The following is a 25,247-nucleotide window of genomic DNA, read 5'->3' as shown; positions in this document are numbered from 1 at the left end:
ATGAGTTATTCCGGTAGCCGGTACGACCCGACCGATCTCGTTCCGCCTCCCGGCGCTTTGCCTCCGGTCATTCCCGAATCGTGGCTACGCGCTGCCCGTGAGGCCGGGTTGCAGACTGCCGAACCCCACACACCGGATTCGGCATACCGCAAGGAATCCGCCTTTGCTGAGCCCGGCTACTTCGAGAGTCCCGCCGAGGAATCGGAGTCACGCAAGAGTCGTCGCCGGCAAGGTAAGAAATCCGGTAAGAACGGCGGGGCTCATTCGAGCAATGCTGCTGCCGAGCGCGGCAGCAACGCCCGGCTGAAGAAGGCGTCCAAGTGGCGTCTTCGGGCTGTGATGGGCAACGTCACGATCACCGACGACACCGCCACCGTGTGGTTCACACAAGCTCCCGGAACGTGGTCCATGCGTCCACTCTCCGACCAGTCCCGGTTCATCCGTGACGAGGCCCTCGTTCTTTCCGAACTCCGTACAAAAGGCGTCACCGGCATTCATCGCCGTACCCTGCGTGAACCGTGGCCGGTCACCGAATGGGGCCGCGCACATGCTGGCCTCGCCGAAGGTCGACTGCCGGATGTTCCCGGCGCCCTCCCGTGGGATGAATACCTCGTCGGGCAGCAGGTGGCTCTGCTCGACTCTTCCTCCACCCGTAAACGGCGCTACTGGGGCATCGAGCTCCCCCGACGCTCGATGACCGCGCAGGCAATTGTTGCCGTTGCAGACAATTGCTCGGGACTACCTGGAATCGGCCCCAAGCTGACGAAGTGGTCTGAGCAGGTCCTGTTGGCTGAGCAGAACGCCGCGGCCGAGCACATCGAGGAAATCGAACGGGTGATGCTCTCCCCCGGCGTGGAGGCATTGCCTGCAGACAACGCCGCCATCGACTACTTGCTGCGCCGATCCGCCGCTGTCGGGATGCCGTTGACGGAATCCTCGGCCGGGCAGGCACCGTCGGGATGGGGGCTGCCGGATCTGCAGGCGCTGTCCAACCTAACCGACATGACGTACACCCCCGGCGACGGCCACACCGTCGTCGAAGGAACTGTCGCGGGACGCACATATCGCTCCTACGTGACGGTGGTGACCGTCGGCCGTATGGCGGCGCTCCCGATTCCCGAGCAAAAGTTGCCCTGGCAACTTCTCGGCGATCAGCTCGGATACGCACTCGAATGGTCCGAGCGACTGACATTGCACACCCGCGAAGAGACCCTCAACTCCATCCGCAAGCAGCGCAACGCGATCGAGTCCCAGTACCGGCACTACACCGTCGAACACGACGAGACACCCCCTGACGCGCTCGCCGCGCAGCACGGACTTTCCCGCCGTCTCGAAACCGAAATGTCGAACGGCGGCGCTCTCGCAACGCGCGCGTCCGGGTGGTGGCGGATCGCGGTGACGGGATCCTCGCCGCAGCAGACACGCGACCGGGTATCCAATCTCGTCCAGAAGTACGGCCCCGATATCGAACTCGAAGTCGAAGACGGCCAATACCACCTCCTCAAAGAATTCATGCCGGGTGAAAAGCTCGCGAATACCGCGCACAAGCGGCAGATGTCCGTCCTGGCAGCGTCGGCAGGAATGGGTGCTGCCGCCGACCGTATCGGCGACGAGGAAGGGATCATCCTCGGCGAGACCGCCTCAATCTCTGTGCGTCCTGTGGCATGGAATTTGTTCGCCGCGCACGACTTCTTCGACAAGGGCGGTTTGACGCCTCTGGTCGGCGTTCAGGGTGCCGGCAAGACACACCTGGCCGGGATGATCACGTACCAAGCGTTGCGGCTTGGGGTGCACGCAGTGATCCTCGATCCGTCCGGGCCGTTGCGCAAGCTCGCCGAACTCCCTGAGCTCAAACCGTTCACGCGGGTGTACGAACTCACAGGCCGCGGCGCAAAGCCTGGTGTTCTCAACGTCTACCGAGTCGTCGCCGAACCCAATCGGGACGACGAGATCTACGATCCGCAGCAGCCGGAGTACTCCAACAGTTCGGACCCTGTCGCTGCCGCTGCGGCGGCCTACGCGGATGATCTCGCCGCCGCACATGCCGAACGCGTACAGCTCGCGTCCTGGGTTCTGATCTCGATGTTGGACTCGGATGACAGCAGCGACCGCGACGCCAAGAGCGCGGTCCGCATGGCTGCAGCAGCTGTCGGAGGAGCCCCCACCAATCACCTGAGAAAAGTCATCGACGCGATCGACGCGATCGCTGCCGGCAAGGTCTACGGCGCCGAGGAACACGGATTCGAAAAGGCCGCCACGGAGAACACACCCGTCGTCAGCGAGGGGGTCCAAAGTGCCGCCGGCCGCATCGGCCCGATGCTGCGATCGATGTCCCGCCTGCGCGATGCTCGGGTACTTTTCGCCTCCGAGACCTCGGGAGACGACGACGCCGCCGAACTGTTCGACTCGATCGTCGACGAACGCCTCACGATCCTGACGATGCCGGGCCTGCAGATCGACGACAAGGCATCCGGTTCGCACGCGACCGACAGTCAAAGGTTGGCAGGGCCCCTGATTCACCTGGCGGCGTGGCTCGCCACACGCCTGATCTACGACAAGCCCCGCTCGTTGGCGAAGCTGCTGTTCCTCGACGAAAACAAGTATTTGAAGCAGTCCGGCGCCGGCCGAACTCTCTACGTCCGCCTCGGCCGCGATACCCGCAAATTCCGTACCCGAGCATTGGTGTGCAGCCAGCTTCCCGGAGATTTTCTCGGCCTCTCCGATGGTGGGGACGATCAGGACCAGAGCCAGCTCACCGACGAAATCATCATCGGACGCCTCGGATCGAACGAGGGCGCGATCTCCGACGCACTCAAACTCCTCGGCCTCGAAGAGGGCGAGGGATACGAGTCCATCCTGGCCAATCAGCTCGGTGGTGGCCGCGAAGACACCTACGACAAACGCGTCAACGAAGCCCGCAAACAGCGGGCCGCGAAAACCGGGGCCGACGAGGCCCGCACCTATGTCGTGCGCCTGGGCGGCGACATCGAACTTGTCCGGGCGAACTGGACGAACTTCGTCCACATCGCCCACGTCGCACAAGCACTGAACTCGCGCGCCACCGCAGCCTGATCCCCCAATCCTGGGAAGGAACCTTCTCGATGCTCACCACTCTCCGCAAGACCGGACTACGCACCACGTGGGTGCAGCGCGTGGTCCAGCTGCTCGCTGTGATGGTTCTTGTGGGGATGAGCGCCCTGTCCGGCCCCGCTACGGCGAATGCTCTGGGGTTCTCCTGCAAGGAAGTTCCGGGGCCTCAGTCGCCGAATGAAGCTGCTCCTGCATTCTTCGACTCCGCATCAGAAAACAAACCTGCGGACGCTGCCGGCTTCAACGGCACCGGGTACGGAAGTCATGGGTGGGCCGGCCTGTCCTGGCATGTCTACGATCTCGGCTGCGGCGAGGACGTCACCGGAGTCTCACTCGTACGGAGCAAAACCGACCTGGGAAACCAATTCCTTGCCATCGGTCAATCATTCGCCGCTGCCGCGTTCTGGCTCGACGATCAAGCGAACACCACCGCTGACGGTGAACGAACCAGCCGTCAGGGCGCACTCGCCGAGTTCGACAAGATCGTTCTCGCGGTATCGGATTCCCTTCGCCCCACTGTCTACGGCCCGTGGATCGGAATCGGATTGGCAGTTGCCGGGGTGATCATTCTCTATCGCGCTTTGCGAGGGGATGCGGCAGCGGTGACCAAACAGCTGGCCATCGGCGCGGCAGCGCTGGCAATCGGAGGGTTGATGGTCGGGGCGCCGGCCAAAGCAATCGCAATCGGTGACGACACCTTCAATTCGCTGATCACGAAAACACAAGGTCAGATCTTCGAAGCGGCCGGCCTGTCCGATGATCCGCGGTTGGTGATCACCGATCGGATCATTCTCCCGGACATTCAGAAGGGCTACTTCGGAAGCAACGCCAGCCCGGAGAACATCAACGAACTGTGGCCGAAGCTGCGCACTTCCCTCGCCTACACCTACGACGAACAGGCGCGCATCAGCGCCGATAACTCCGCACAGAAGGACATCGACGAAGACAAGAAAAAGAAATACGAGGAAGTCGTCGAAGAACTCGACGGAAAAGGACTGTCCTACTCCACCTTTCAAGGAAAGGAATCCAGTCGCGTATCTGTCGGCCTCATGTCGATGATCAAAACGTCGATGCCGTCCATCCTCTGGATCGGCGCTTCAATCCTCAAGATCTCGGCACTCCTCGCTCTGCGATTGGCGATCATCACCGCACCGGTCTGGATTCCTGTCGCCATAGTTTCCGGGTCGACGCTTGCCCGCGTCGGACGCATTCTCGGCGGGATCTACCTATGGGCTATCGCCGCAGCAGTATTGATGTCGGTGTACTTGATGTTCCTGATCAACCTCTACACGAATGCTGCCGTGGACGGAACGTGGCGACTGTGGTTCCTCGTCATCCTCACCATGGTCTTCTGGATGGTGCTCCGCCCCTTCAAACGACTCTCCCAGACGATCACTCAGTCCTCGCACGGCGCCATCGGCGGCATGATGGACCGCCACAAGAACGGTTCCTGGAAACAGAAACTGCTGACCGCATCGTCAATGGTCGCCAACCCCGCAATGGGCCTGGCCGAGCACGCTCTCGAGATGGGCCGTAAAGGCATCAGTGCAGGACCCGATCGAGTCGGAAAGGCTGCAGGGAAGGGTTGGTCCGACATGATGCCGAAACCGATCATCCGCCAGGAAGGACGCGCACTTTCTGCTGCGCGAACCGACGACTACCGCGACCGCGCCCGCCAGGCGAAACTGGCAGCTCTGCGCAGCGAAGACCGAGTTTTCGTTTCTGGAGCAATGGACGGACTTCGGAACTCGTCGGTCTACAAATCTGGAAACCGTTTGCCTGGAATCGATCTTGCGGCCGGGCGATCCGACGGAGGCCGTCAAGGCCAGATGATGGATTTGCGTAAGCACGAATCCGGTACAGGATTCACCGACGGCTTCGATTCCCACAACACCGGCGACGGAGAGGTTTTCGCCCCTCGCCAGGAGCCGAACCGGTGGGATGGCGGCCCCGGTGCCGTGATCGCACCGACCACGGTCTATCGCCCGAGCGATGATGATCGAAGTTCCGACTCTTCAGGGTCCTCGCAGCGTCCGTGGGTGCAGATCAATCGCCCTGCTGCGGAATCTCATTCCACGCGGCCCTCCGATAGCGCTTTGCCCCGCGCAGGGTTATGGGAAGAAAGTTCGGCGCCGTCGACGGCAGTGATCGAGCGGCCGAACCGAGATCTCGGGGCGCGCTGATGAGTGCCGGCGCGAATCCGATCACCACCGCGATCCGGAACTGGACGTTGCGCAGTCCCGCCAGGCTCGCCGCAGGGGTCGCGATTCTGTTCGGTGTCGTTTTTCTCGGCCGTCTGATTGTCACAGTGATTGTGGGCACCGACGGCGCCGGCACTGAAACGGTGGCGGACCCGATTGCCAGCGGAGGTGCATCCGCAAGTCTTACCTCGGAGGCAGGCAAGGAGGTCACCGAGAAGGAGGTTGTGGCGATGTCGACCACCTCGGCCGTGCGCAGCCCTGCCAGTGCCGCAATGTATTACGCGCATGCCTTCCTCGACACCACCACATCCCCGACGCGGTGGGCTGTGGCCTTGAGCCGTGTCACACGCCCCGAACGTGTCACCGACTCCATCGCTGGGGCACGTCCCACGACCCCCGTCGCGATTCTGAGTCCAACGCGGACGTTGCCTGAAACAACGAGCGCCGCTGCCATTGTCGAGGTCGACACGAGCGCTGGAGTCTTGAAGATTCGGCTCACTGCCAACGACGGTGCTTGGCAAGTCGACGGGCCTTTGCCGACTCTGGGACTCGTTCCCGCGGTCACCACGCCGCGATCGACAGCGACCTCGCCGACGACCACAACAGCTCGAACCGCGACCTCGACGACACCTGACACCACCTCGGCTCAACCGGCCCCCTCCCCCACCGCTGCGCCTCCAGCTCAGCAGGCCACGAGCCCGGCGCCCGTCCCTGTTCCTGGTCCGATCCCGCTGCCGGAACTCGACACGCCTCTCCCGGGACCACTGACGTGAGCACCCCAGCGCGCCACCCCCGCACCTCTTCACGGCCACTGCCCGCCACCGCCCTACGACGTCGATTCGTCGCCGCGGCACTGGCTGCAACCTTCACGATCGGTGTAGCCAGCGGCTGCACTGTCAGCGGCGCGATCATCGATCTACCCAACAGCTGTGGCCCAGCGCAGAACACTAAATCCGCAAGTACCGACGCTGGCGCTGCCGACAAGCCCGCCGACCCCGGGCTCCCGGCGCAGGCGTTGACCCCGTCCGGCCCGATTCAGCAACCCACCGCGCCCGGAACTACAACCATGACTTCACCGTTCGGTCCTCGCTGGGGAACAGCCCACAATGGCACCGACTTCGCTGGGCCTGTCGGAACTCCCATTTACGCGGCTCTCGACGGCAACGTGGCCGCGGCCGGCGCAACCGGTGAAGGTCCCGGAGTGGGGTTCGAGAATTGGGTCGTGATCGATTCCGTCGTCGACAACCGCCCGGTGAGCACGGTGTACGGGCACATGTGGCCCGACGGAATTCACGTTAAGCCTGGTCAGAGTGTCAAAGCGGGGGATCATATCGCTGACATCGGCAATGCCGGCGGATCCACGGGACCTCACCTGCATTTCGAGTATTACGAGGGCGGGAAAATGCAGGGCGGTACCGCTGTCGACCCGATGACCAAGCTGGGCGGAGCCTCTGCCCCGTCAGGGCAGGTCGCTGGCGGACCGAGTTCAAATATCGATCTGGTGGCCGCATCGAAGCCTGTCGACTGCGGCAAGGGATTCGGGTCTGCCGGCGGCGGAGATCTCAAACCCGGCAGTGTGCCACCGGAATTCGAGGAATGGTTCCGCAAGGCCGGTTCATTGTGCCCGCAGATCAGCCCAGCACTTCTCGCCGCAGATACCAAGGCTGAGAGCGGATTCCGTGCCGTCGTCAGCCCGGCAGGAGCCAAGGGATACACCCAGTTCATGGACCCGACGTGGGTGGTCTACGGCAAAGATGATGACGGAAACGGCACCACCTCCCAGGGCGACGTCGGCGATGCGGTGATGGCCCAGGGTCGGTACTTTTGCGAGATCGCCAGGCAAGTCGACGGATGGATCGCAGATGGATCAGTCACCGGAGACCCACTCTCGCTGTACATCGCCAGCTACAACGCCGGCGAATTCGCGATCAAGAATGCCGGCGGAATGCCCTCCGGCGGTGACTACACCAGCGAAACCCAGCCCTACGTCCAGCGAGTACTCTCGTTCATTCCCGAGTTCGAACAGCCCGGTGCCCGCGGGGAATTCACTCCTTCGAATGGCGGTGGAAGTGATGTCGTCGATGCCGCTCGCGAGTACCTCGGCGCCCCGTACGTCTGGGGCGGCGGCGGGGCCGGCGGTCCGACGGGAGGCGGGTTCGACTGCTCCGGACTGACGCAATACGCCTACGCACGCGCAACCGCAGGGAAGAACATGCTGCCCCGAACATCCGAGGAACAGTGGACTGTCGGGACCGAGATCCCGATGTCCGAAGCGAAACCGGGCGATCTCGTCTTCGGCGCTTGGGAGTCCACAGGTCCCGGCCACGTCGGTATCTACGCCGGTGACGGTCAGATGGTCCACGCGCCCACCACTGGCGACGTCGTCAAGCAGGCACCCGTTCAAGCCGACATGCGCGCCCGCCGCATGTGAGTCCACGAAAGCGAGAAACCTGTTAGCGGTTCCCCACGGCCAAAGCCGAGGGGATTTCAAGCTCAGAGTGCACCCGAAACCAGCCCGGAGGAGAGTTGCGCGTGTCTTACATCGTCAACACAAGTGTGGCCCCGTTCTGCCACAACCAGAATCACTCTGGCCGCGTTCCTGTCCCGACCATCGCTATATCCACAGTCATCGCACAGGAAGGTTCGTTCACCGAGTCCGAGTCGCTGCTTGGCTCTCGCGAAGCAACTCGAACACGTCATCGTCGTGTACGCAGGCCGCACCATCACCACCGATCGGCCAGCCCGCTCGCCACGCTCGATCAATTCCCGCTTCGCCGACCCGATCGCGGCGTCCGCTGCCTTCCTCGCCATCGTCGATTTGGCCAGGAACTTCGGTTTGAAATCCTCCACAGCTATCAACACATGTTTCGCGACAACTGCTTTCGCCCATATGCGGGAAGCATGCGCATTCTGGCGTGCGGCTTTCTTGTGCAGTTTCGCCGCTTCACGAGCGGCGCGGGCATACCCAGCGGACTGTGGGCCGCGTTTCCCGCTCGAGACATTTTCCGTTGTGCTTTGGCGAGTTCGGCGGCGCAGCGTTTCCGGTGCCCCAGGTGCGGAAGATCGAACAGTGGATCGCTGATGGTTGCCGTCACTGCCACGCCCCAGTCGATGCCGATGGAATCCTCCGCCAGCGGAGCTGTTTCCACAGGGCGGCGAACGACGAAGGAGGCGTACCAGTGCCCCAACGAATCCTGCGTCACCCGAACAGATGTCGGATCGCTGGGAAGCTCCCGCGACCACACCACCGGAATGCTCACACCTTTCGGCAGGCCCAGTTTCCCGTCTTTGAGGGTGAAACCTCGAACGGTGTACTCAAGCGACGGCCGCGCATTCTTCCGCGACTTGGCGGCCGGGCGGCCGCGACCCTTCACTGTGAACGAATGGTCCAGCGCTTTGGCGTAGGTCCGCAGGGTTTGTTGTTGAGCGACCTGGGAGCCGTCCCGCAGCCACTGACTGCGTCGGCGGGTGTCGGTGAGAAGTTTCGAAAGCTTGCCGAACGAAGGCTTCTGGTGCGTCCTTTGCTGGTGGGCAGCTTCATTCCACAGGAAGCGGCAGCGGTGCCACTCAGCGATCAGTGCACGCTCAGCTTTCGCACCGGGTCGCATCCGGAAGCTGTACCGCACAACCTCTTCCATGCCCGAAAATATACAGCATGCAGTTGTATATTGTTTGTGTGGACGAAGTCAGATCGAACAACAACGTGGTCTACCGATGCACCTATCACGTCGTGTGGTGCCCGAAGTATCGACGGAAGGTCATCGAGGGGGACATCGACACCCGACTCAAAGCGATCATTCGTGAAGTTTGCGCGGAGCGGGAAGCATCGATCGTCGACCTGGAGACGATGCCCGACCACGTTCACCTGCTCGTCAGCTGCGATCCCCAGTACGGCATTCACCGACTCGTCAAACAGATCAAAGGACGCTCGTCACGGCTTCTGCGACAAGAGTTTCCGACCCTCAAATCCAGAATTCCTACACTTTGGACAAACTCATACTTCGTCGCAACAGTTGGCGGCGCAACCCTGGAGGTCATCAAAGAGTATGTCGAGAATCAACGCAACGCATAAACACCCTTACCTCCTCGCAGTTCAAGCAGGGGGTTTCTCGGGCGGCATCGAATGAAGAAAGCCATCGCGATTTCCGTGGTCATCGCAGCTTTGGCGGCCGTACTGCTGTACTCCTGCCGGGCAGGCGGCGGCGAGGGAGCTGACGCCGCCCAGCAACCCACATCCGTCGAAAGCTCCACGCCCCAAGAGCAGCCCACTCCCACACCGAAACCGGACACAACTTCACCTGAATATGTTGCACGACAAGCGATGACCATCGCGTTCACCTGGACACCTGGCATGGACGCGCGCCCTGCGGATGGATTTCGGCGAGCAGCGCAATGGTTCACCCCGGAACTCGGTTCTCGCCTGACGGCCGACGTACGCACCGACAAAGGACCGGGCTTGCAATGGGACCGGTGGAACGAGACCAATGCCCGCATCATCGCCGAAGTGATGATCGGATGTTCCGGGTGCCCGCCCGATACCGATACCAGCGTGCATCGAGTCGCGTCCATCTCGCAGACCGCCGTCACCGGTGATACATCCAGTGCCGTCGAGCCCGACACCACCGTCTGGTTGACCCTCACCAACACCAGCGGCCTGTGGCTGATCGATACGCTCTCCTACTAAGACGACTATCAGGGGGAACCATGAAGCACCGCATCGCGATCGCACTAGCTGCGACTGTCCTGTCTACAGCCGCATTGGCAGGTTGCGGCAGCAACGACAATCCTGAGCCGGAACCCACACCATCGAACAGCCAGACGACCACAGCGGCCGTAGAACCATTCAGCACCATCGCCCATATAGCGCAGGACGAACGTAAGACGGTAGCGCGGATTATCGAGCTCGGAAAAGCCCGTCAAGCGGACGAAAGCGCCATTGTAGCTGCACTAATCGCTGCACGCGGCGAGCAACTCTGGATGTTTCATCAACCCGGACAGGTGTTTCGAAACCTCTTCGGCTGGAACGCCCAGTGGGATAACCGCAGTCACCTGGACGACGGGGCAATCAATACTGCGATCGACATCTTCTACGAAGGTGCGGAAAGACCAGAGAATCTCGCGAAGAAAAATGATGTCGTCGACTATGCCGTCGCAATTCAACTTTCCGATCACTACTCCGGACGTGAATACTTCTCCGATCGCACCGTCAAGGGCGAGAACAACTCATTCCGCAGCACTGAGGACAAGGTCCGGGCGCAGTACACCAAATCTCTTCCCTATGCGCAGGCTGCCTACGCTCAACTCGGCTGATAAGAACACAGCCGTAGAAACTGGGTGTCTATAGCCCTCTCTAGTTGCAGCACAAGAGAATTTCTGCTCGCGCTAGCGCTCACGGTGGACCAGTCTCGATCCGATCACGAGCAGTCAAAGCACGACGCCGATCAGTGACAACTCAAACCTTCCGACATGCAAAAGTGGTCCGTATCAGCTGACTATCGAGCTGTTACGGACCACTTTGGTTGTGGGACTAGATACTAAGCCGTGTGGTCAGTGACCCATTCCGATACCGCCGTCGACGGGGATGACGGCGCCGTTGACGTAGCCGGCACCGTCGGAGGCGAGCCAAACGACGGCTGACGCGATTTCTTCGGGCTGCGCAAAGCGCTGAAGGGGGATCAGACCCTTCATCGTTTCCAAGTGCTTCTCGTCGACCTCAGCGGCCATGTCGGTCTCGGTGAATCCTGGGGCGACAACATTCGCGGTGATTGCACGCTTGCTGCTGCCGAGTTCGCGGGCCAGGCTGCGGCTGAAGCCGATCAGTCCTGCCTTGGATGCTGTGTAGTTGGTTTGGCCGGGGACGCCAGACATGGCGGACGCGGAGCCGATGAAAATGAATCGGCCGTGCTTCTGCTTGATCATGTTGCGTGTTGCACGCTTGGCGACGCGGAAGCCTCCGACGAGGTTGGCGTCGAGGACGGAGAGGAATTCATCCTCACCCATGCGTGGGACCAATGTGTCTTTGGTGATCCCGGCGTTGGAGACGACGATTTCGACGGGTCCGAAGTGTTCTTCTACGGCCGTGAACGCTTGGTCGACGGAGTCGGTGTCGGTGACATCACATTTGACGCCGAACAGTCCCTCAGGCGCTTCCGAAGACCTGTGTGTCACAGCAACCCGGTGACCTTCGGCATCGAGAGCGCGTGCAATCGCGAGGCCGATGCCCCTATTGCCGCCGGTGACCAGAACAGTGCGCGGAGTGGTTTTTGGCATAGTGCACAACCTATCGAATTGACGTGAACGAGCTGACGGCGTCCTCCAAACGCGCTTTAAGGGGAGGACTATTTCGTTGTGGAGTCGATGCGGCGTGGTTTGCGTGCGGAGAAAACAGCTACGGTGCCAACTACATTGACCTCCACGTCCTCGAATGCACGATCAAGTGCCGCTGTGAGGCCGCTCACGTCATCATCCGTGTTGTGGAAGACGTGCAAGACACTGTTGTAGAGGGAGATAAGGGATTTCGCGACGATGTTTTGTTTGACATCTTTCGCCAAGATGGTCGACCCGAAAAACACGCCCTCATCCGAGGTCACGTCCGCGATGTACTGGAAAGCCTTACCCTTTTCTTCCCAAGTACCGGGCACGCAGTGGAAGAGGAAATTCGCAGCGACAGAATCGAACTGGCCGAATCCCGCGCCGAAGGGAGCTAGGACACTGCCGATATGGGTCTGCACGCGAGCACCCGTGCTGGCGAGTCGTCCTGAGGTCATTTCAAGACTGTTGGAGTTCAGATCCATAAGTGTGACGACAGGGTCAGCAGTCGGCCATGTCGCCTCACGGAGATACCAACCGGTGCCTGGTCCGATGTCCAGGTGATTCGCACTGACGTTGTCGTTGTAGTGCGCGAGCAAACGTTGACGCGAGCATTTCCAGGCGATCGAGTTGCTGAGCGTCAGGACATAGAAGTCGTAGAGGGGAAGAAACCCCCTGGTGTAGACAGCTGCACCGGCCTTTTCTTCCTTGCCGACTCCATTGGTGCTCACGACTCGTACGCCCTTTCGATTATTTGTTGCGATAAGCGTCAGACGGTAACAGTGCCGGACGGCACTAGAGTGTCTCTGTTAGGCAAACGCGAGGCATGTCCTCATGGAAGGGGTTCAACCGATGTTTGGTCGACGTGATCGCGGACGGACGAATTCGAGCCGCGCCCGGCTTGAGGCCGTGGTTGCGGAGTTGAACCTGCAAGAGGCATGGACGGTCGACGAATTCGTCAGCGCCGTCGAGAAGCTCCGCAAAAGGGGTCTGCGAATCCTCCCCTTGCCTGACACTGCCGTGGTTGGCTTGTGCGGCGTGTGGCTTGCGACCCCGGACACCGACGTCATCTTTCACCGACCCACCGACGACCCGACTCAATTGCACCAGATCGTCTCTCATGAGTGCGCTCATATGCTTCTCGACCATGGGAGTGACGACGAACTCACTCAAGCACGGTTGGCTGAGCTGCTGACCGGCATCAACCTCGAGGCTTACGGTTTGGACCTCTCGATGGTGAAAGCCGCACGCGGACTGACGGACTACGACGACCCTGACGAGTACGACGCAGAGCTGTTCGCAGACATCATCACCACCCAGGCATCCGAGGCCACGGCCCGTAGGCGCGGGTTCCTCCGAGCTTTCTAATGTGGCATTCGGACCGCCTTCCTGTCTGGCTCACCCTGACCTTTCTGTGCGTCATCTGCTTTGTGGCACTCGTTCATGTCCCGCTAGTGCGCAAGACTGCCGCCGACCGGCAAATCAACCAGGTTCTGATTTGGGGCGCGATCACCGCCCTGCTGCGTGAACCCGCTGTCGCACAATGGATTGCGCCGGGTGAGACGTTGCTGTTGTACGACATTTGGCATTTCACATTGCTGATGACGACCACTTCATGCATCGGGCTGTTCATGCTCCACCATCAGCCGGTAAGGGAATACCGGCGGCGCTACCCGTATTGGGTCACCACAACCTGCATTTTGGGTGTTCTGTTCCTCTTGCTCAGCCGCTCAGCCCGCGAACGAGGGATGCTGATTCAGGATGCGCTCGGGTGGCAATACGGCACGTACTTCGTGCTGTATTGCGCCATGACGATCGCCGCATGCCTGTATGCGATGTGGCTCGTGCCGTCAGCATGGCGGAAGGCGGCAGACACGACCCGAGACAAAGCGGTACTCGCCATCATCTTCTCGGTCGGTTCCATCGGCGCGATCAACATGGCGATCCTCGCTATCGGGGCGGTGATGGCTTCCGCAGGTGTAGACAACGCCTTTACCCAAGATACCGAGGTCCGGGCCAGTGGCGAGCTTCTCTTGGTGTTCATCGGCACCTCGATCCTGACGGCGGTACCGTCCTCCGTCAGAGCCTTGATGGCATTGTTCCGAGTGGACCGCGATTCGAGAACTGTTCGCTCCCTCCAACCGATCTGGCACGATCTGGCCGAGATCGGTACGCCGGAAAAGATTTTGCGGCTCTCTCGCGAAGACCGGCCCAAGACCTCCGCCGAACGCTTGCGTCGTCGACGCACAGAAATTCACGATTCGATCGCAATCGTCTCTCGCTACGTCCAGCCACTCAGTGCCGAGGTCGAAGCGACGATAGAGGACACCGTTCCCGATGAACTTCAGGAAACTGTTCTCTCAGCTGTCGAACTCATCCTGACTGCGCGATATCTGAAGTCGATCGGGGGCAGGAAGAATGCGGGAGCGCAACACACGGCGAGTTTCACTGACCAGGAATCCTTGCTGAAAGTCTGGCCGCTCGCACGAAAAATCGCCGGAACACAAGTTCCGGGCGTATTGGTTGGCTGAACTATTCAGCGGTGCGATGTGCTGGCGGTAACGAGTTGAGCAGTTCAATCAGCTGGTCGATGACTTCATTGCTGAGTCGGCCGTTGGCGTTGCGGTGGGCTCCACGCGTGCCGACTTGCGTGACACCGGTCCGTTCGAGGGCGAGGGCGAGGGCAACCGCGCGATCGACGTCCTCTTCGGTGATTGCTGGCTCATCTTCCAGCTTGGTGGGCGTTCCTCCACGGAGGGTCGCTGCCGCGCTACCTGGCGTCCATTGAAGGCCTGTGTCGACCTTGGCCTGAGTAGTGATGCTCGGGGCGGGTGACGCACCTTTTTCTATCTGGGTTTGCCTCTTGTCCGATGGTCCGCCGGCGGCGGCAACCTGGTCCTGCGTCAAACCCAGTTCGAGACGCCGCTGACGCACGAGCGTTCCGAATCGCTCCAACTTCGCCTCATCCATGTCTGCACTCTACAACGAAAGGGGATGCAGCTTGTGGGAACGCCCTAGTAAGGCCTATGTGAAGCCCGTAGGGCGTACGTGAAGACTGTACATATCGCGCGAGAGACCCTAAGCGTTGCGATTCACCCGAGATTCCCCTAGCATTCGCTTCATGCGAATAAGGGAGGTCGGTTTCATGGAGTTAGCCGAAAAGATCGACCGACGGCGTGGAATTCTTGCGTAACCCGGCAGGTCACAGCCGATATCGCGTGCTAGGGCCGTTCGCCAGGCGCTCGGTTCCGAGCCTTCGCATATCCGGCCTTGATTGTCTCGATATCTACGTTCAAAGCTTGGGCGAGGGCAGCAGCCCGAGCGTCGGACAGTCCCGATTCGGCCCGCTCGAGCGAGCTGATCACCGTCGTACTGATTCCCACCAGTTTTCCGAGTTGGGGCTGGGTGAGCCCCGCCAAGACCCGGAGGTCCGCGAGGCTACGTTCTCCCGGCCTCATTTCCACGAACATGCCAATCTCGCACTTGAGCGCAGCCGCAACCTGAGCCAAGGAATCGACCTGGGGGGTGCGACGCCCGCTCTCCCAAGCAGCGATGGCATTAACACTGAGATTTGCAGCGCGGGCCAGGTCACCGCGAGACATTTTCAGCGCGGTCCTGCGAAGTCTGAGAGCTTCGGGATTGAACCCCAACAGGAATCGCCTGCTCACACTTTGCCTTCGCTCACGGTGGGACATTGTTTCAATCTAGTCACCAGCAGTCACCGTGTGCCTGATGCGACGTCCGGATTATCGTGATACGTTTCGGTTGAGTTGCTGTACCACAACTCGAACATCGCATTCAAAACCAAGTGAAAAGTCCCCCAGCCGCGCCAACGGCCAGGGGACGAGAACCGAACGGTTAGCAGACCGTCCAGCATTTCCCACGCAGAACCGGAGTCCCGCAATGAACACGATAGGCGTCGTCGGCGATGTTGACGAAACAAGTATCAAAATTGATGCACTACTGGTGTGGACCAGCCAGCAGCTCCGCCGGTTCATCCACGAGCACGACGGGTCATGCGGATGCCGCGACAGGAAGTCCTGCCAGTTGCTGCACGCAGTCCGGGAAGAGCTGAGCTTTCGACTCCCTGTCAGCGATGATGCAGTGACCGTCCATACAGCAGCAGTCCCTCCGTCAGATATTCCCTGCACGAGCGATCCAGCCGCATGGGACGTCGACGCCGCGGACGCCGGACAACTGCAGAGGGCGATCGGTAAGTGCGCCTACGAATGCCCGATTTTCGCAGCGTGCAAAGCTGCTGCGACAGATCCGCGCGCGATGGTTTGGGCGGGTATCGCCTACGACGATGAGGGGCGCCAGATCACGCTTCGGAGGATTCCGGGGACCCTCGCTATCCGCGACATCAACGAGCACCACGCTCAGCCGACTTCCACTGCGTTGGCGTCATGACTGGGACGAGTCCGGAGACTGTCATCGCTGGGGCAATTTTGGCGTTGCAAATCGTGCCCCTGCCCCACATCGACGATTTCAGCAGGGATCGCTCCCCCCTTGCATCCCCCGCGCAGCACGCTCACCTACCTCTAGGAGTGGCATCGTGACCAGCTCGACGAACCCCACCGCTGAAACACGGGTGAGCACACCCGTCGACGTCGTCCGGGACACCCTGCTCCACGAAAGTGGACTACTGAACCCGACCCTGGAGGAAATGGGCGAAGCGCATCAGCTCGCTCAAACGGTTATCCGTGAGGTTCTCGCCCACCAAATCGTGCTTCCGGATCTATCTGCGGGTCTGCAGGAGTCATTGCGCGATCTTGCGGATCTGGTCGCAGACGAGCCGGAGACCGCAACGGCCGAGGAGATCCACGAGGTTGCAGCCGCGCTTCGCAGCTTCATCGACCGCCACGCCGCAACGCAGGCACACACACGATGACTCCGATGATTCTGGCCGCTGTCATGGGGCTGTGCGGGCTGGTAGGCGCGACTTTCTCCATGCGGAGCGCCCAATGATCGGACATATATACACCATCGCTGGCGGGGGCCCTGAGCAGCCCCGATGGCTGAAACCGGTTCCGCGTGGCTCCCCGAAAAGGGTCCTTGCTCGTGCTGTGATGTGGGGTGGCTATACCCATCTTCAGAAAGGCCCGACACACACCGCCCAGTACGCGCAGTGAACGACCTCGATACCTAACTCAATAGCAGTACGACCTCCAGAAACGACGAAACCCCCTTGCGGGGGTTTGTGTAACCAAAAGTTTCGCCGTAGTCGGTAAGCCTGGCCGGGCTTCCGAACTCGTTTCGTTTCTAGGTGAAGAAGAAGTGTCCAGCTTCAACTTCGGGTCGAACTGCATTCCCCCAAGAAAGGGACTACCTGTGACTGGTACGTCTCAGGGTAACCCATACCCTGATGCAGCAAAAGCTCAAAGCGAAAGTCGTCTTTTCGGCGAGTCGCACCAAAATCCTGACAACACCACCACCGCACCGACCTGCACTGATGCCGACACCGAATGGGCCGAAACGGTCCGTAAAGCCAAAGAACGCATCGAACAACTCGAAACGGTCAACGCTGAAAGCGGCCAGCGAGGCACCTCGTGGGCCCTGCCCGTCGAGCCGTCCGAGCAGTCTCGCGTTCCCATCTGGTCCGGCCGCACCGAATGGCTCCGCCAGCTCCGACACCAGGTCACCGAAACCGAGCACGGCCGCACTGCACTTGCTGCGAACCGCATCGCTGTCGACACCCTCATGGCATGCGCCAACGCACACGCTCGTTTCGCCGAGACCCGCACCGGCCGCGGAGTCACCGCATCGAAAGCCGTGATCGCCGAACATGCAGGCGCCTCCAACAGCACCATCATGCGTTCACGCCGAGTGCTCAAAGCCCTCGCAATGGGCGTCGAACACGCCAGAGGGCGCACGCTCTCGACGTCGGAGTACCTGGCCGCGGAAGCACATCACGGAGGCCGTCAGCACAAGGCAGCATCGAGTTGGTCACTGTCCTCGCCGAAGGCCGTCGTAATGTCCACTCCCCCGATTGAGCGCCCACAGCGAAGTCGCCGCACTCGCACCGTTGCCCCCGCTGCAGTCGCGCGCCCGAACAAGTCCACCCCGTCCGATCACTCCAAAGCCACAGCCAGCGGAAGCTCGAACAGAACCGGGCGTGACCCCCTATCTTCAAGTACTTTTGTTTTGTCTTTTTCTTCCGTAGGAAGAACTCACCAACGCGCGCACGCGAGGAAAACCATTTCCACGAACACACAACGGCCCATCGAATTGCAGCGAGCTGCAGCGTCCCTCGCAGTCCATGCACCGATCTTCAACACATCCAGCCACATCGGGGTGATCGCAGACGGAATCCGCGCCGCCGGCATCGACACCACCCGCTGGACCGGCCGAGACATCGCCCAAGCGCTCTCACGCCACACCGCCGACAACGGCCAGATATGGCCCACAGCCAGCGAAATCACGTCCCCCATAGCCTTCCTACGGTTCAAACTCTCCCAACTCGACTGGACCCGCCCCTCACCCAGCGAAAAACGCGCTCAAGCGGACGCAGCCCGACGCAAAGAAATTGCCCAGCGCCAGGACGAACTAGCACGCCGAGACGCTGCACAAGCCTCATCAGCGACCAGAGCAGCCGCCCGGACATCCTTCGCACAACATTTGGCCGCAGTACGGATGGCACGATCGGATTGACTGGGGCAAAACCCCGGCATGACCAGAGCATCTATCACCGCGTTCATAGGAGGCAGTAGATGAACACCGGCAAGAAAATCGACTACGAAAACGTTGACTACGAGGCTGTTTCCGCATGGGCAGAGAGCGACATGTAATTGCTTCCCGTCAACCCCGAAACCATCAAGAGCGGCGCCGAAGCGGCGAAGTTCGGACGCGAAGCCCTTGCTCGAACCGGAGTTGATCTCACGGGACCTCGTGAAAGCCAGACAGAGCGACCCAACTGATCATGGGCGACACCAGCACGGCGACATCCGCCGTCAGCCTGCACCAGCGCATAGTCTCGATCCCATTCCTCCAGCTATCGAATCCGCCAGTCAGTCGACAGTGAAGGGCTGAGCAATGACCACCCACGCACACGTCCAGCGGACTCCGCGGCCCAAGACCCCGTGCCGCTCAGCAGCTGACATTCGCTTTCGCCTTTCGGCCGGCGCCCGTACGATCATCATCGACACCGACCGCGTCCTCGAACTCGACGATTCCCACTTCGCAGGTACAACCCAATCTTGGACGATGCGCATCGCCGGCGTCTCGCAAGTGCGAATCAACCTGGTCAAGAAACTTCCCCAAAGAATCACCATCGTCGCAACGGACGCATCAACAGTCCAAGCCACCGGCGTCACCGAGCTGCACGCCTACACCAGCGCCACCGTCGATGCCTTCGACGACTGCAAGGTCACCGGACACAACAACTCCACAATCAACGCATGCGACCGCGCCGTCGTAGTCGCCAGCGAAAACACCACCGTCAACGCCTACGACGCATCCACAGTCCATGCCGCCGGCCACGCAACGGTCAACGCAACAGACCACACCCGAGTAGTGCTCCGCGACAACGCCAGCGCCGTCGCGCAACGCGGCGTCACCGTGCACGGACCCAGCAGGCGCAACCTCACCCTCCACGGTTCCGGAACCACGGATTGACATCCTCCCCCGCCCTCACGGACGAAGTGCGCGCTCGCAAGCTGATCAGACCGACAACGCGAACGCCTGTAGCGGTCTCGGATCGACAACCCAGCCGTTGTCGCTCGGGTCAAGGTAAGGCGTACTTCGACGAGCAAAATGGGGTGGCCTACACCTGTCCGATCTGCGGATACCCGGGCTTGACGGAGCGTCCGTACTACAACGACGACACTGACGCTTCCCTGCAGTTCTGCCCGTGTTGCAGGTTTCAGTTCGGGTGGAACGACCACGACCGCGGCTACACCCACAAGATGTGGCGACAGCACTGGATCGACAGCGGAATGCCGTGGGCCCACCTCTTGATCCCGGCGCCCCCGGGGTGGGATCCGGTCGCGCACCGGCGGCGTACCGGAACCCGATCCATCACTACGCCGCCGCGTAGCGGGAAGCGCCACCCACTCAGGACGCGGACAACGACGACCATGGCGCGTTCTACCGAGAACAACTCCCCCGCCTCGACGACCGTCAACCGGACAGCGACAAGATCGCCCAACTTCTCGCTGCCCTACCGGAAGAAATTGAAGAGAAAGCTCGACAGCAAACTGGGATTGACTGAGGACCCAGACACGCACTAGCCGCTCTCGGTCTCTGACCTGGCAACTTCGTGTGAGTAGGCTCGCTGCTCGTATCTCTGTACTGATGCTGGCTCACTGACGTACCCTCGAGGTATGACCGATGTACGCCACCGTGAGCAGCAGGACGAGAAGGTGCTGGCACAAGTAGCCGCCGGCCCGTCGATCGACGATGCCAAGGCTCAGGCACTTCTGGACAAGCACATGAGCCGCTGGTCGACACTGCTCGATCGCCTCAAATAGTGCCCACGCATTACCTGACCGTTCAACAGCTGATCGACATCAACGCCGCCCAAGAGGGCGGCGTTGGTGTTTCGAGCATGTCGGGCGTGGAGACGAACGCACACCGGCCCCAGTCCGGCTTCGGCGACCATGACACCTTCCCCGATGTGTGGTCCAAAGCGGCGGCGTATCTGCACGGGATCGCAAGCACGCAGTACTTCACGGACGGAAACAAGCGAACCGCTTGGCTGGCGGCCGTGATCTTCCTCGATGCGAACGGGATGGAGTTGCCGTTCGTCGCGGACATCGAGTCCGAAGCGCTGGTGCAAGCAGTGGCGCAGAAGATCTTCGACACCGACGAAGACCCTGACCGCACCGTCGAGATCGCCGCCGAGTGGTTCCGCTCGAAATGGGAGCACGCCAACGAGTTCGGGCGCAGCGACCGCGTCGACTGGGCGGTCCTCGGAATGGGATTCACTCGCTACGCCGCAACGGACGGAGCAGTCCTTGACGCCGACCGGCTGGGGATCGCGTCGATCGGTGTCACCGAGGTTCCGTCACAACTGGAGGTCCATCTCGCCGTGCGCTGCCACTTCACCCCGGTTGACATCGGTGTCGCGCAGGAATTCGACGTCAAAATCGAGCATTCCCGTACCGACGTCGCTACCATCACGAGCTACCAGTTCCCGCGCGATTTCGGTGTGCCGATGTCGAGCGGTCGCCCCCATCACCCGCACGGATTGATGCCGGTGACCTTCAACGGGGGAATCAAATTCGACGTGCGAGGTGAAGGTTTGATCCGTTTCGTCGTCACGCGAAACGGCCGGTTGCTGACCAAGCTCCCGTTAAGTATCAAACTTGTTCCGGAGATCGAAACCCTTGTCAGCAGTGAACCTTTGACCATTCCGGACTGGAGCGTGTAGGTACCGTCTCACGTCGCTCACTGCGGCGTGCTGGCGTGGAAACGTTTCCAGTGGAAGTCGGCGTTTATCGTCGTGGACTCTGTGGCGCAGGCAAAACAGGCAAGCGAGGTGACCGAGACGAGTCCGTCGCCCAACGTCACCTACGCAGATCCGGCGAAGGTCGCCGGTATCGTCCGCGAGGAAGCTCAGTGCTGGAGCCAGCTCCTCGAACGCCTCGCGAAGTGATTGAGTACCTCAGTCTCGCCACCAACGACGCGGCACACCAGGGCGGGATCCGGCGTATGTGGCCGCGGCGAAGCGACGTCGGGTGAGCGCCCTATCTTCAATGATGCAAGCATCAGTACGCGCAACTATGGGTGCAATCCTTAGCGCAAATATGCGTGCATCGTTGCGTGTGAGTTCGCATTCGTGTGTGCGCTACATAAGGGCAGTTCGAGGAAGTTCTATCGAAGAACCGGCTATGTCCTCGATCGCTTCTTTTGCGCAGGTTTGCGCTCGGTGAAGGCGATCCGCTGCCGAATTTCTACATGCAGTTCGTTGAGGTTGATCGGATCTTGAGTTGCGAGTAGGTACGTCCAAGCCTCATTCTGGTGACGCTTAGCCTGGGACGTCACGGTGTGGAACTCGTCAAGGAAGAGAGTATGGCCCGTTTTTGTCCAGTTTTCGTAGTGAGCAACGAGTGTCCACGGGCGAGTGAATGATCTCGTGTCGTTGTCCCACTCGCCGGCGTGGCATTGGATGCGATAGGTGGTCCCGGTATCTTCGATCGGCGCCGTGTAGCGCAGTTGGCCATAGAAAATTCGTGGTGAAGTTAGCTTAGTGATGTTCCACTGGGGTAGCTCTTTGAACGCATATTGATACCGATGTGCGTCGGTGACGCCCGGCAATTCGATACGCGCAATGATGCGTTGAGCGTGGTTCATCTCCATGTGAGCAGCAGCGAATGCTCCGATCAAGGTGGGGCGACTCGCCGCCGCCCTCGCTGCTTCGCCGTCCATGTTCAAGCGGGGCGGGATGGACGAAGGCCGCTGATCCTCGGCGGATGCGAGGTCGGGATCGTCGCTGCGTACCAATCGCTCAGTGGGTGGATCGATCAGATATATCGGGTAGGGAACGATGGTGGGAATCGACGCGTCTCTGTCGATCAGGGCCTTGTTGGCTGCGACTGCTTTCGGGCTGCACTGACAGGTGGGGTCATGGCCGCCTCCGTGGGCGAAGCGGAAGTGCGGCGAAACCTGATTGTGTGGTTTGTACGACAACGCGGTAACACCCGCCTGGCAACCGGGGCAACGGAACTGATCGTTTTTGTTGGCAGCTTCTACATCTTCGGGAGCCCACCCTCGTAGCGCCCACCCGTAACAGAAACTGTCGTCGTCCCGAATCCTTGCGCTCAACATGACCACCAGTGTGCAGGGAATTAGGGAAGTTTGTCCCAACAAGCCCTCCCCCGCCCCCTGCCTATCCGACGTTCGTCAGTTGGCGTCCTTGTGGGACGAGGGGGCGATTCACTTTGGCTTCGTCAATCCATCGGTAGATCGTCGATGGTGATCGGTCGACTGCAGCTGCGATGCCGGGCATCGGCACCCCACTTGCATTGAGGGCGAGCGCATGCTCTTTTCGCTCATCTGGTGTGGAGAATTTCTTGGTTGGAGGCCCTGGCGTCGTTTCTGCCGAATCAAGCCGCGGTTGTGGATGGTCGGATGGGGTTTGCTCTGCTGCGTCCGCCTCGTTCATTTCAGCCGTGGTCGAAACAGCGGAGTAAGCACTATTTACTGTCTCTGCACGGACGGTCGCTACGTGCGCGGGACGAGAGCGGCGAGCGAGAATTGTGAGTCCGTGGGAAGAGAACAGGAGCGCTACCGGCGCGATCGTCGCAATCACGGCGGCCAGGCGCGGGTCGAATTCAGGGGCATGGTTTGTGTATGCGTGTAAAGCGTTACCGAAGATGCTTGCGGTGGCGGAGAAGATCAGCACGATCCAGAAGAATCGGCGATCGCTTCGCCCCTTCTCTCCCGGTGCGTCCGCGAGCCAGACGACCGAGATGGTCGCCTGAAGGATGGCGCCGTCGAGCAAGATCGCGAACAGCCACGAGAGTTTTCTGGGCTGCCCGACTTGAGTGAAGAGGTCCCACAAGGCGGCAAAGCTGAGGACGAACGATGCTGTTGTGATGACTCCGGTGAGAACTACTGCGCTCCAAAAAGGCAGGCGACTGGTCTTCGTTACTTCTGTTTCGGGTGCGGAACTGGCGGGCGGAAGATGATCGGAGCGATCGTCGTCATCGTTGTATTCGGCATCGGTTGTCCGAAATGGAGGCACTGAGCTGTCCTCTCTCGTAGCAGTCACGGCGCAGATCGCACCGTTTCATGTTTGCGAAAATGTGGAGTTTCCCGCAGAAGGTCAGCTCCATTAGCGCGTCGGCGGCGATTGCATTTGCGACACTGATGCGACAAACGCTTACTGGATAGTTGACCTGTCTACTGTCGGGTTGGGCGTACTCGGTTTCTTCGTGGCGGTCTTCCGCGCTCGAAATTCCCACTCGTTTTGCATGAATGGAGCACGATAGGTGCTGATCACGGCGGCTTTTCCGTTGTTGATTGTCGCGACAAATTTCCATCTGGGTGACGCTGGCAATTCTGCAACTTTTGTCGCACGTATGCAAGAACAAACACAAGCATGTAGGAATGCGTGCACGAAAGCAAGCGAACATGCATGCAACAGTACTCGCAGACATGCGCGGCTGCGCGTAAGTTAGCTAGCGCGCATGTGTGCCAGCAAACAAACCTGCATGTATGTGTGCAAATATGAAGGTGCACATGCGCGCAAATATGCATGTATGTATGTATGTATGCATGCATTACGGTACGCGTGCGTGCGCGCAAACGTGCTTGCTAATTTGCATGCATGAGGATATTGTTGTCCGCATGACGGCACGCAGGCATGTGCTCGCGGATGCTGTTCGGCGAGAAAACCTGGCGGCCTCCGTCGATACCGAAAGGGAGGTGTGGGCATGGCCCCGCACAGACAAGCACGCGTACTGGCGATAGCGCTCCAAAAGGGCGGAGTAGGCAAAACGACGACGGCAACAAACTTGGCCGTCGAACTGACGCTTCTCGGGCTCAAGGTGCTGCTGATCGATCTAGATCAGCAGGCTAACGCCACACAAGGGCTGGCGATCGAACTCGGCCCAGACGACGCCACCATGTACGAAGTTCTTCACGAGGATCGTTCGGAGCGAGTTGCGCTCACCGAAGTCATCAAGACGAGCGCCCACGGACCCGATGTTGCACCGGGAGACCTTGCCCTCCGCAAGCTTGAACGCACAGGGCTCGGAGCCGGCGGACAAGCGAGACTCGCTCGGGAACTCGACGCGTTGACCGGATACGACATCGTCGTCATCGACTGCCCTCCGTCGCTGGGGGAGTTGACCACCGCCGCAGTCGCAGCGGCGGACAGTGTTCTAGCGACAGTCTCGCCCGGCGCAGACGAACTCAAAGCGCTCGTCGGTCTCGGAAATACGGTGCTCGACGTTCAGGAAGGCCTCAACCCCGATGTCGACATCCACTTCGTTCTCGCGACGAACTTCGATGGCCGCACTCAACTCGCGAAGGATGTTCGCAAGAACCTCCGGCGAGACTGGCCAGAGGAGTACCTCGGCGAAATCTCCCAGACCATCCGGGTGGGAGAGGCGACAGCCAAGCAAATCCCGGTCTCCCTTCACGCCCCCGCCAGCACCGCAGCAGGCGACTACAAGAGAACAGCGCGACAGATCGCTGAGAGGATGAAGATCAATGTCTAACTCACCCGGAATCGGAAACACCAGCACCCGGCCATCCAGGGCCCAGCGACGCGAAGAAGCTGCCCGAGTCGTTCCTGAGTCAGCCCCCCAACAGGCCGGTCAATCGCCCGCTGAGCCCCCTAAAACCCCTCCGGCGGCGCTCGCGCACCCCACGCCGGGTATCGCCCTCGAACCCAAACGGGGGCCGGCCAAGGAGCCACTCAACACACGGATCCTCGTGCCGACCTCGAAACGACTCAACTGGTTCACGAGTCAACACGGATACGCAGTTACTCAGGTCGTTGACGTAGCTCTGCAAGAGTTCCTTGATCGCAACGACGTCCCGGAGATCGATGCAAACGGTGAAATCGCTCAATAGTTCACCTGACCAATCGGCGGAAGCCTGGCCCTTCAGGGCCGGGAGGAGGAAGCCGCTCTGAATTGCGCAGTAGACCGCAGGTTCGCATACGACGGTGGGACGTGGACCCGGCAGGATTCGAAT

At 60.6% G+C, this 25,247-nt stretch carries 26 protein-coding genes; 17 read left to right on the top strand and 9 right to left on the bottom strand.

What is annotated here, in order from left to right:
- The 4 genes from RhoBH5_RS30300 to RhoBH5_RS30285 are packed head-to-tail and all read left to right on the top strand — an operon-like array spanning position 1 to position 7,722.
- A complete protein-coding gene (locus RhoBH5_RS30300) occupies positions 1-3,072 on the top strand; it encodes an ATP-binding protein (RefSeq protein ID WP_270009273.1) in 3,072 nt (1,023 codons plus the stop codon).
- 29 nt (positions 3,073-3,101) lie between these two features.
- Positions 3,102-5,273 (top strand): hypothetical protein, encoded by a 2,172-nt coding sequence (locus RhoBH5_RS30295; RefSeq protein WP_270009272.1) that lies wholly within the window; start codon positions 3,102-3,104, stop codon positions 5,271-5,273.
- Entirely contained in the window at positions 5,273-6,064 is a 792-nt protein-coding gene (locus RhoBH5_RS30290; protein WP_270009271.1) for a hypothetical protein, read from the top strand. Before RhoBH5_RS30295 ends, RhoBH5_RS30290 begins: the two co-directional genes overlap by 1 nt.
- Positions 6,061-7,722: a peptidoglycan DD-metalloendopeptidase family protein gene (locus tag RhoBH5_RS30285; protein WP_270009270.1), complete on the top strand. Its 1,662-nt coding sequence runs from the start codon at positions 6,061-6,063 to the stop codon at positions 7,720-7,722. Before RhoBH5_RS30290 ends, RhoBH5_RS30285 begins: the two co-directional genes overlap by 4 nt.
- 62 nt (positions 7,723-7,784) lie before the next feature.
- Here the strand turns inward: RhoBH5_RS30285 and RhoBH5_RS30280 are convergent, their stop codons facing one another.
- Both RhoBH5_RS30280 and RhoBH5_RS30275 read right to left on the bottom strand, forming a co-directional pair.
- Positions 7,785-8,015: a zinc ribbon domain-containing protein gene (locus RhoBH5_RS30280; RefSeq protein WP_270009286.1), complete on the bottom strand. Its 231-nt coding sequence runs from the start codon at positions 8,013-8,015 to the stop codon at positions 7,785-7,787.
- A gap of 131 nt (positions 8,016-8,146) precedes the next feature.
- Positions 8,147-8,929: an RNA-guided endonuclease InsQ/TnpB family protein gene (locus RhoBH5_RS30275; protein WP_270009269.1), complete on the bottom strand. Its 783-nt coding sequence runs from the start codon at positions 8,927-8,929 to the stop codon at positions 8,147-8,149.
- Between the two features lie 17 nt (positions 8,930-8,946).
- Here RhoBH5_RS30275 and tnpA point away from each other — a divergent pair, with 17 nt between their 5' ends.
- Genes tnpA through RhoBH5_RS30260 form a run of 3 tightly spaced genes read left to right on the top strand, consistent with a single transcriptional unit; the run spans position 8,947 to position 10,601 of the window.
- A complete protein-coding gene (tnpA, locus tag RhoBH5_RS30270) occupies positions 8,947-9,363 on the top strand; it encodes an IS200/IS605 family transposase (RefSeq protein ID WP_270009268.1) in 417 nt (138 codons plus the stop codon).
- Between the two features lie 51 nt (positions 9,364-9,414).
- Positions 9,415-9,975 carry a hypothetical protein gene (locus tag RhoBH5_RS30265; RefSeq protein WP_270009267.1) on the top strand — a complete coding sequence of 187 codons (561 nt, stop codon included), beginning with the start codon at positions 9,415-9,417 and terminating at the stop codon, positions 9,973-9,975.
- Positions 9,976-9,995: 20 nt separating this feature from the next.
- Entirely contained in the window at positions 9,996-10,601 is a 606-nt protein-coding gene (locus RhoBH5_RS30260; protein WP_270009266.1) for a hypothetical protein, read from the top strand.
- A gap of 237 nt (positions 10,602-10,838) precedes the next feature.
- Here the strand turns inward: RhoBH5_RS30260 and fabG are convergent, their stop codons facing one another.
- Both fabG and RhoBH5_RS30250 read right to left on the bottom strand, forming a co-directional pair.
- Entirely contained in the window at positions 10,839-11,561 is a 723-nt protein-coding gene (fabG, locus tag RhoBH5_RS30255; protein ID WP_270009265.1) for a 3-oxoacyl-ACP reductase FabG, read from the bottom strand.
- Positions 11,562-11,629: 68 nt separating this feature from the next.
- Complete coding sequence (locus tag RhoBH5_RS30250) at positions 11,630-12,331, bottom strand: class I SAM-dependent methyltransferase (protein WP_270009264.1); 702 nt, start codon at positions 12,329-12,331, stop codon at positions 11,630-11,632.
- Between the two features lie 121 nt (positions 12,332-12,452).
- Between RhoBH5_RS30250 and RhoBH5_RS30245 the strand changes: the two genes are divergently transcribed.
- Together RhoBH5_RS30245 and RhoBH5_RS30240 are read left to right on the top strand one after the other, a co-directional pair.
- Positions 12,453-12,968, top strand: coding sequence for a hypothetical protein (locus tag RhoBH5_RS30245; protein ID WP_270009263.1), 516 nt, complete (start codon positions 12,453-12,455; stop codon positions 12,966-12,968).
- Positions 12,969-13,054: 86 nt separating this feature from the next.
- The gene (locus RhoBH5_RS30240; RefSeq protein ID WP_270009262.1) at positions 13,055-14,131 is read left to right on the top strand and encodes a DUF6545 domain-containing protein; all 1,077 of its coding nucleotides are present in this window, start codon (positions 13,055-13,057) and stop codon (positions 14,129-14,131) included.
- 1 nt (position 14,132) lies between these two features.
- Here RhoBH5_RS30240 and RhoBH5_RS30235 read toward each other — a convergent pair whose 3' ends face one another.
- Positions 14,133-14,570 carry a helix-turn-helix domain-containing protein gene (locus RhoBH5_RS30235; RefSeq protein WP_270009261.1) on the bottom strand — a complete coding sequence of 146 codons (438 nt, stop codon included), beginning with the start codon at positions 14,568-14,570 and terminating at the stop codon, positions 14,133-14,135.
- A 251-nt stretch (positions 14,571-14,821) separates the two neighbouring features.
- On the bottom strand, positions 14,822-15,295 hold the full coding sequence (locus RhoBH5_RS30230) for a helix-turn-helix domain-containing protein (RefSeq protein ID WP_270009260.1): 474 nt from the start codon (positions 15,293-15,295) through the stop codon (positions 14,822-14,824).
- A gap of 208 nt (positions 15,296-15,503) precedes the next feature.
- On the opposite strand from RhoBH5_RS30230, the gene RhoBH5_RS30225 reads away from it, so the two are divergent.
- The 4 genes from RhoBH5_RS30225 (at position 15,504) to RhoBH5_RS30210 (ending at position 19,214) form a co-directional block, all read left to right on the top strand.
- Positions 15,504-16,010 carry a hypothetical protein gene (locus RhoBH5_RS30225; RefSeq protein WP_270009259.1) on the top strand — a complete coding sequence of 169 codons (507 nt, stop codon included), beginning with the start codon at positions 15,504-15,506 and terminating at the stop codon, positions 16,008-16,010.
- Positions 16,011-16,155: 145 nt separating this feature from the next.
- Positions 16,156-16,491: a hypothetical protein gene (locus tag RhoBH5_RS30220; protein WP_270009258.1), complete on the top strand. Its 336-nt coding sequence runs from the start codon at positions 16,156-16,158 to the stop codon at positions 16,489-16,491.
- Between the two features lie 440 nt (positions 16,492-16,931).
- Positions 16,932-18,251: a Rep protein gene (locus tag RhoBH5_RS30215; protein ID WP_270009257.1), complete on the top strand. Its 1,320-nt coding sequence runs from the start codon at positions 16,932-16,934 to the stop codon at positions 18,249-18,251.
- Between the two features lie 381 nt (positions 18,252-18,632).
- Positions 18,633-19,214, top strand: a complete 582-nt coding sequence (locus tag RhoBH5_RS30210; protein WP_270009256.1) for a hypothetical protein — start codon at positions 18,633-18,635, stop codon at positions 19,212-19,214.
- Positions 19,215-19,491: 277 nt separating this feature from the next.
- Here RhoBH5_RS30210 and RhoBH5_RS30205 read toward each other — a convergent pair whose 3' ends face one another.
- A complete protein-coding gene (locus RhoBH5_RS30205) occupies positions 19,492-19,746 on the bottom strand; it encodes a hypothetical protein (protein WP_270009255.1) in 255 nt (84 codons plus the stop codon).
- A 175-nt stretch (positions 19,747-19,921) separates the two neighbouring features.
- Here RhoBH5_RS30205 and RhoBH5_RS30200 point away from each other — a divergent pair, with 175 nt between their 5' ends.
- Positions 19,922-20,068, top strand: a complete 147-nt coding sequence (locus RhoBH5_RS30200) for a hypothetical protein (protein ID WP_270009254.1) — start codon at positions 19,922-19,924, stop codon at positions 20,066-20,068.
- The gene (locus tag RhoBH5_RS30195) at positions 20,068-20,970 is read left to right on the top strand and encodes a type II toxin-antitoxin system death-on-curing family toxin (RefSeq protein WP_270009253.1); all 903 of its coding nucleotides are present in this window, start codon (positions 20,068-20,070) and stop codon (positions 20,968-20,970) included. Before RhoBH5_RS30200 ends, RhoBH5_RS30195 begins: the two co-directional genes overlap by 1 nt.
- Before the next feature lie 458 nt (positions 20,971-21,428).
- On the opposite strand, the gene RhoBH5_RS30190 is transcribed toward RhoBH5_RS30195, so the two are convergent.
- Together RhoBH5_RS30190 and RhoBH5_RS30185 are read right to left on the bottom strand one after the other, a co-directional pair.
- Positions 21,429-22,367: a hypothetical protein gene (locus RhoBH5_RS30190; protein ID WP_270009252.1), complete on the bottom strand. Its 939-nt coding sequence runs from the start codon at positions 22,365-22,367 to the stop codon at positions 21,429-21,431.
- A gap of 61 nt (positions 22,368-22,428) precedes the next feature.
- Complete coding sequence (locus RhoBH5_RS30185; RefSeq protein WP_270009251.1) at positions 22,429-23,286, bottom strand: DUF2637 domain-containing protein; 858 nt, start codon at positions 23,284-23,286, stop codon at positions 22,429-22,431.
- 691 nt (positions 23,287-23,977) lie between these two features.
- On the opposite strand from RhoBH5_RS30185, the gene RhoBH5_RS30180 reads away from it, so the two are divergent.
- The gene (locus RhoBH5_RS30180) at positions 23,978-24,766 is read left to right on the top strand and encodes a ParA family protein (protein ID WP_270009250.1); all 789 of its coding nucleotides are present in this window, start codon (positions 23,978-23,980) and stop codon (positions 24,764-24,766) included.
- Positions 24,759-25,124, top strand: a complete 366-nt coding sequence (locus tag RhoBH5_RS30175; RefSeq protein ID WP_270009249.1) for a hypothetical protein — start codon at positions 24,759-24,761, stop codon at positions 25,122-25,124. The genes RhoBH5_RS30180 and RhoBH5_RS30175 overlap by 8 nt, the downstream gene beginning before the upstream one ends.
- The last annotated feature ends 123 nt before the right edge of the window (positions 25,125-25,247 follow it).

It is taken from the genome of Rhodococcus sp. BH5, from assembly GCF_027583855.1.
Classification (GTDB): domain Bacteria; phylum Actinomycetota; class Actinomycetes; order Mycobacteriales; family Mycobacteriaceae; genus Rhodococcus_F; species Rhodococcus_F qingshengii.
The sequence above is the reverse complement of the archived record's forward strand: the minus strand, read 5'-3'. Positions and strand labels throughout refer to the sequence as shown.

Excerpts from the sequence above, each read along its gene's own strand:
- RhoBH5_RS30290 (WP_270009271.1), top strand. The coding sequence starts at position 5,273 with ATGAGTGCCGGCGCGAATCCGATCACCACCGCGATCCGGAACTGGACG.
- RhoBH5_RS30200 (WP_270009254.1), top strand. The coding sequence starts at position 19,922 with ATGACCGATGTACGCCACCGTGAGCAGCAGGACGAGAAGGTGCTGGCA.
- RhoBH5_RS30245 (WP_270009263.1), top strand. The coding sequence starts at position 12,453 with ATGTTTGGTCGACGTGATCGCGGACGGACGAATTCGAGCCGCGCCCGG.
- RhoBH5_RS30300 (WP_270009273.1), top strand. The coding sequence starts at position 1 with ATGAGTTATTCCGGTAGCCGGTACGACCCGACCGATCTCGTTCCGCCT.
- RhoBH5_RS30180 (WP_270009250.1), top strand. The coding sequence starts at position 23,978 with ATGGCCCCGCACAGACAAGCACGCGTACTGGCGATAGCGCTCCAAAAG.
- RhoBH5_RS30280 (WP_270009286.1), bottom strand. The coding sequence starts at position 8,015 with ATGGTGCGGCCTGCGTACACGACGATGACGTGTTCGAGTTGCTTCGCG.
- tnpA (WP_270009268.1), top strand. The coding sequence starts at position 8,947 with ATGCAGTTGTATATTGTTTGTGTGGACGAAGTCAGATCGAACAACAAC.
- RhoBH5_RS30260 (WP_270009266.1), top strand. The coding sequence starts at position 9,996 with ATGAAGCACCGCATCGCGATCGCACTAGCTGCGACTGTCCTGTCTACA.
- RhoBH5_RS30265 (WP_270009267.1), top strand. The coding sequence starts at position 9,415 with ATGAAGAAAGCCATCGCGATTTCCGTGGTCATCGCAGCTTTGGCGGCC.
- RhoBH5_RS30210 (WP_270009256.1), top strand. The coding sequence starts at position 18,633 with ATGACCACCCACGCACACGTCCAGCGGACTCCGCGGCCCAAGACCCCG.
- RhoBH5_RS30190 (WP_270009252.1), bottom strand. The coding sequence starts at position 22,367 with ATGTTGAGCGCAAGGATTCGGGACGACGACAGTTTCTGTTACGGGTGG.
- RhoBH5_RS30230 (WP_270009260.1), bottom strand. The coding sequence starts at position 15,295 with ATGTCCCACCGTGAGCGAAGGCAAAGTGTGAGCAGGCGATTCCTGTTG.
- fabG (WP_270009265.1), bottom strand. The coding sequence starts at position 11,561 with ATGCCAAAAACCACTCCGCGCACTGTTCTGGTCACCGGCGGCAATAGG.
- RhoBH5_RS30275 (WP_270009269.1), bottom strand. The coding sequence starts at position 8,929 with ATGGAAGAGGTTGTGCGGTACAGCTTCCGGATGCGACCCGGTGCGAAA.
- RhoBH5_RS30175 (WP_270009249.1), top strand. The coding sequence starts at position 24,759 with ATGTCTAACTCACCCGGAATCGGAAACACCAGCACCCGGCCATCCAGG.
- RhoBH5_RS30225 (WP_270009259.1), top strand. The coding sequence starts at position 15,504 with ATGAACACGATAGGCGTCGTCGGCGATGTTGACGAAACAAGTATCAAA.
- RhoBH5_RS30235 (WP_270009261.1), bottom strand. The coding sequence starts at position 14,570 with ATGGATGAGGCGAAGTTGGAGCGATTCGGAACGCTCGTGCGTCAGCGG.
- RhoBH5_RS30295 (WP_270009272.1), top strand. The coding sequence starts at position 3,102 with ATGCTCACCACTCTCCGCAAGACCGGACTACGCACCACGTGGGTGCAG.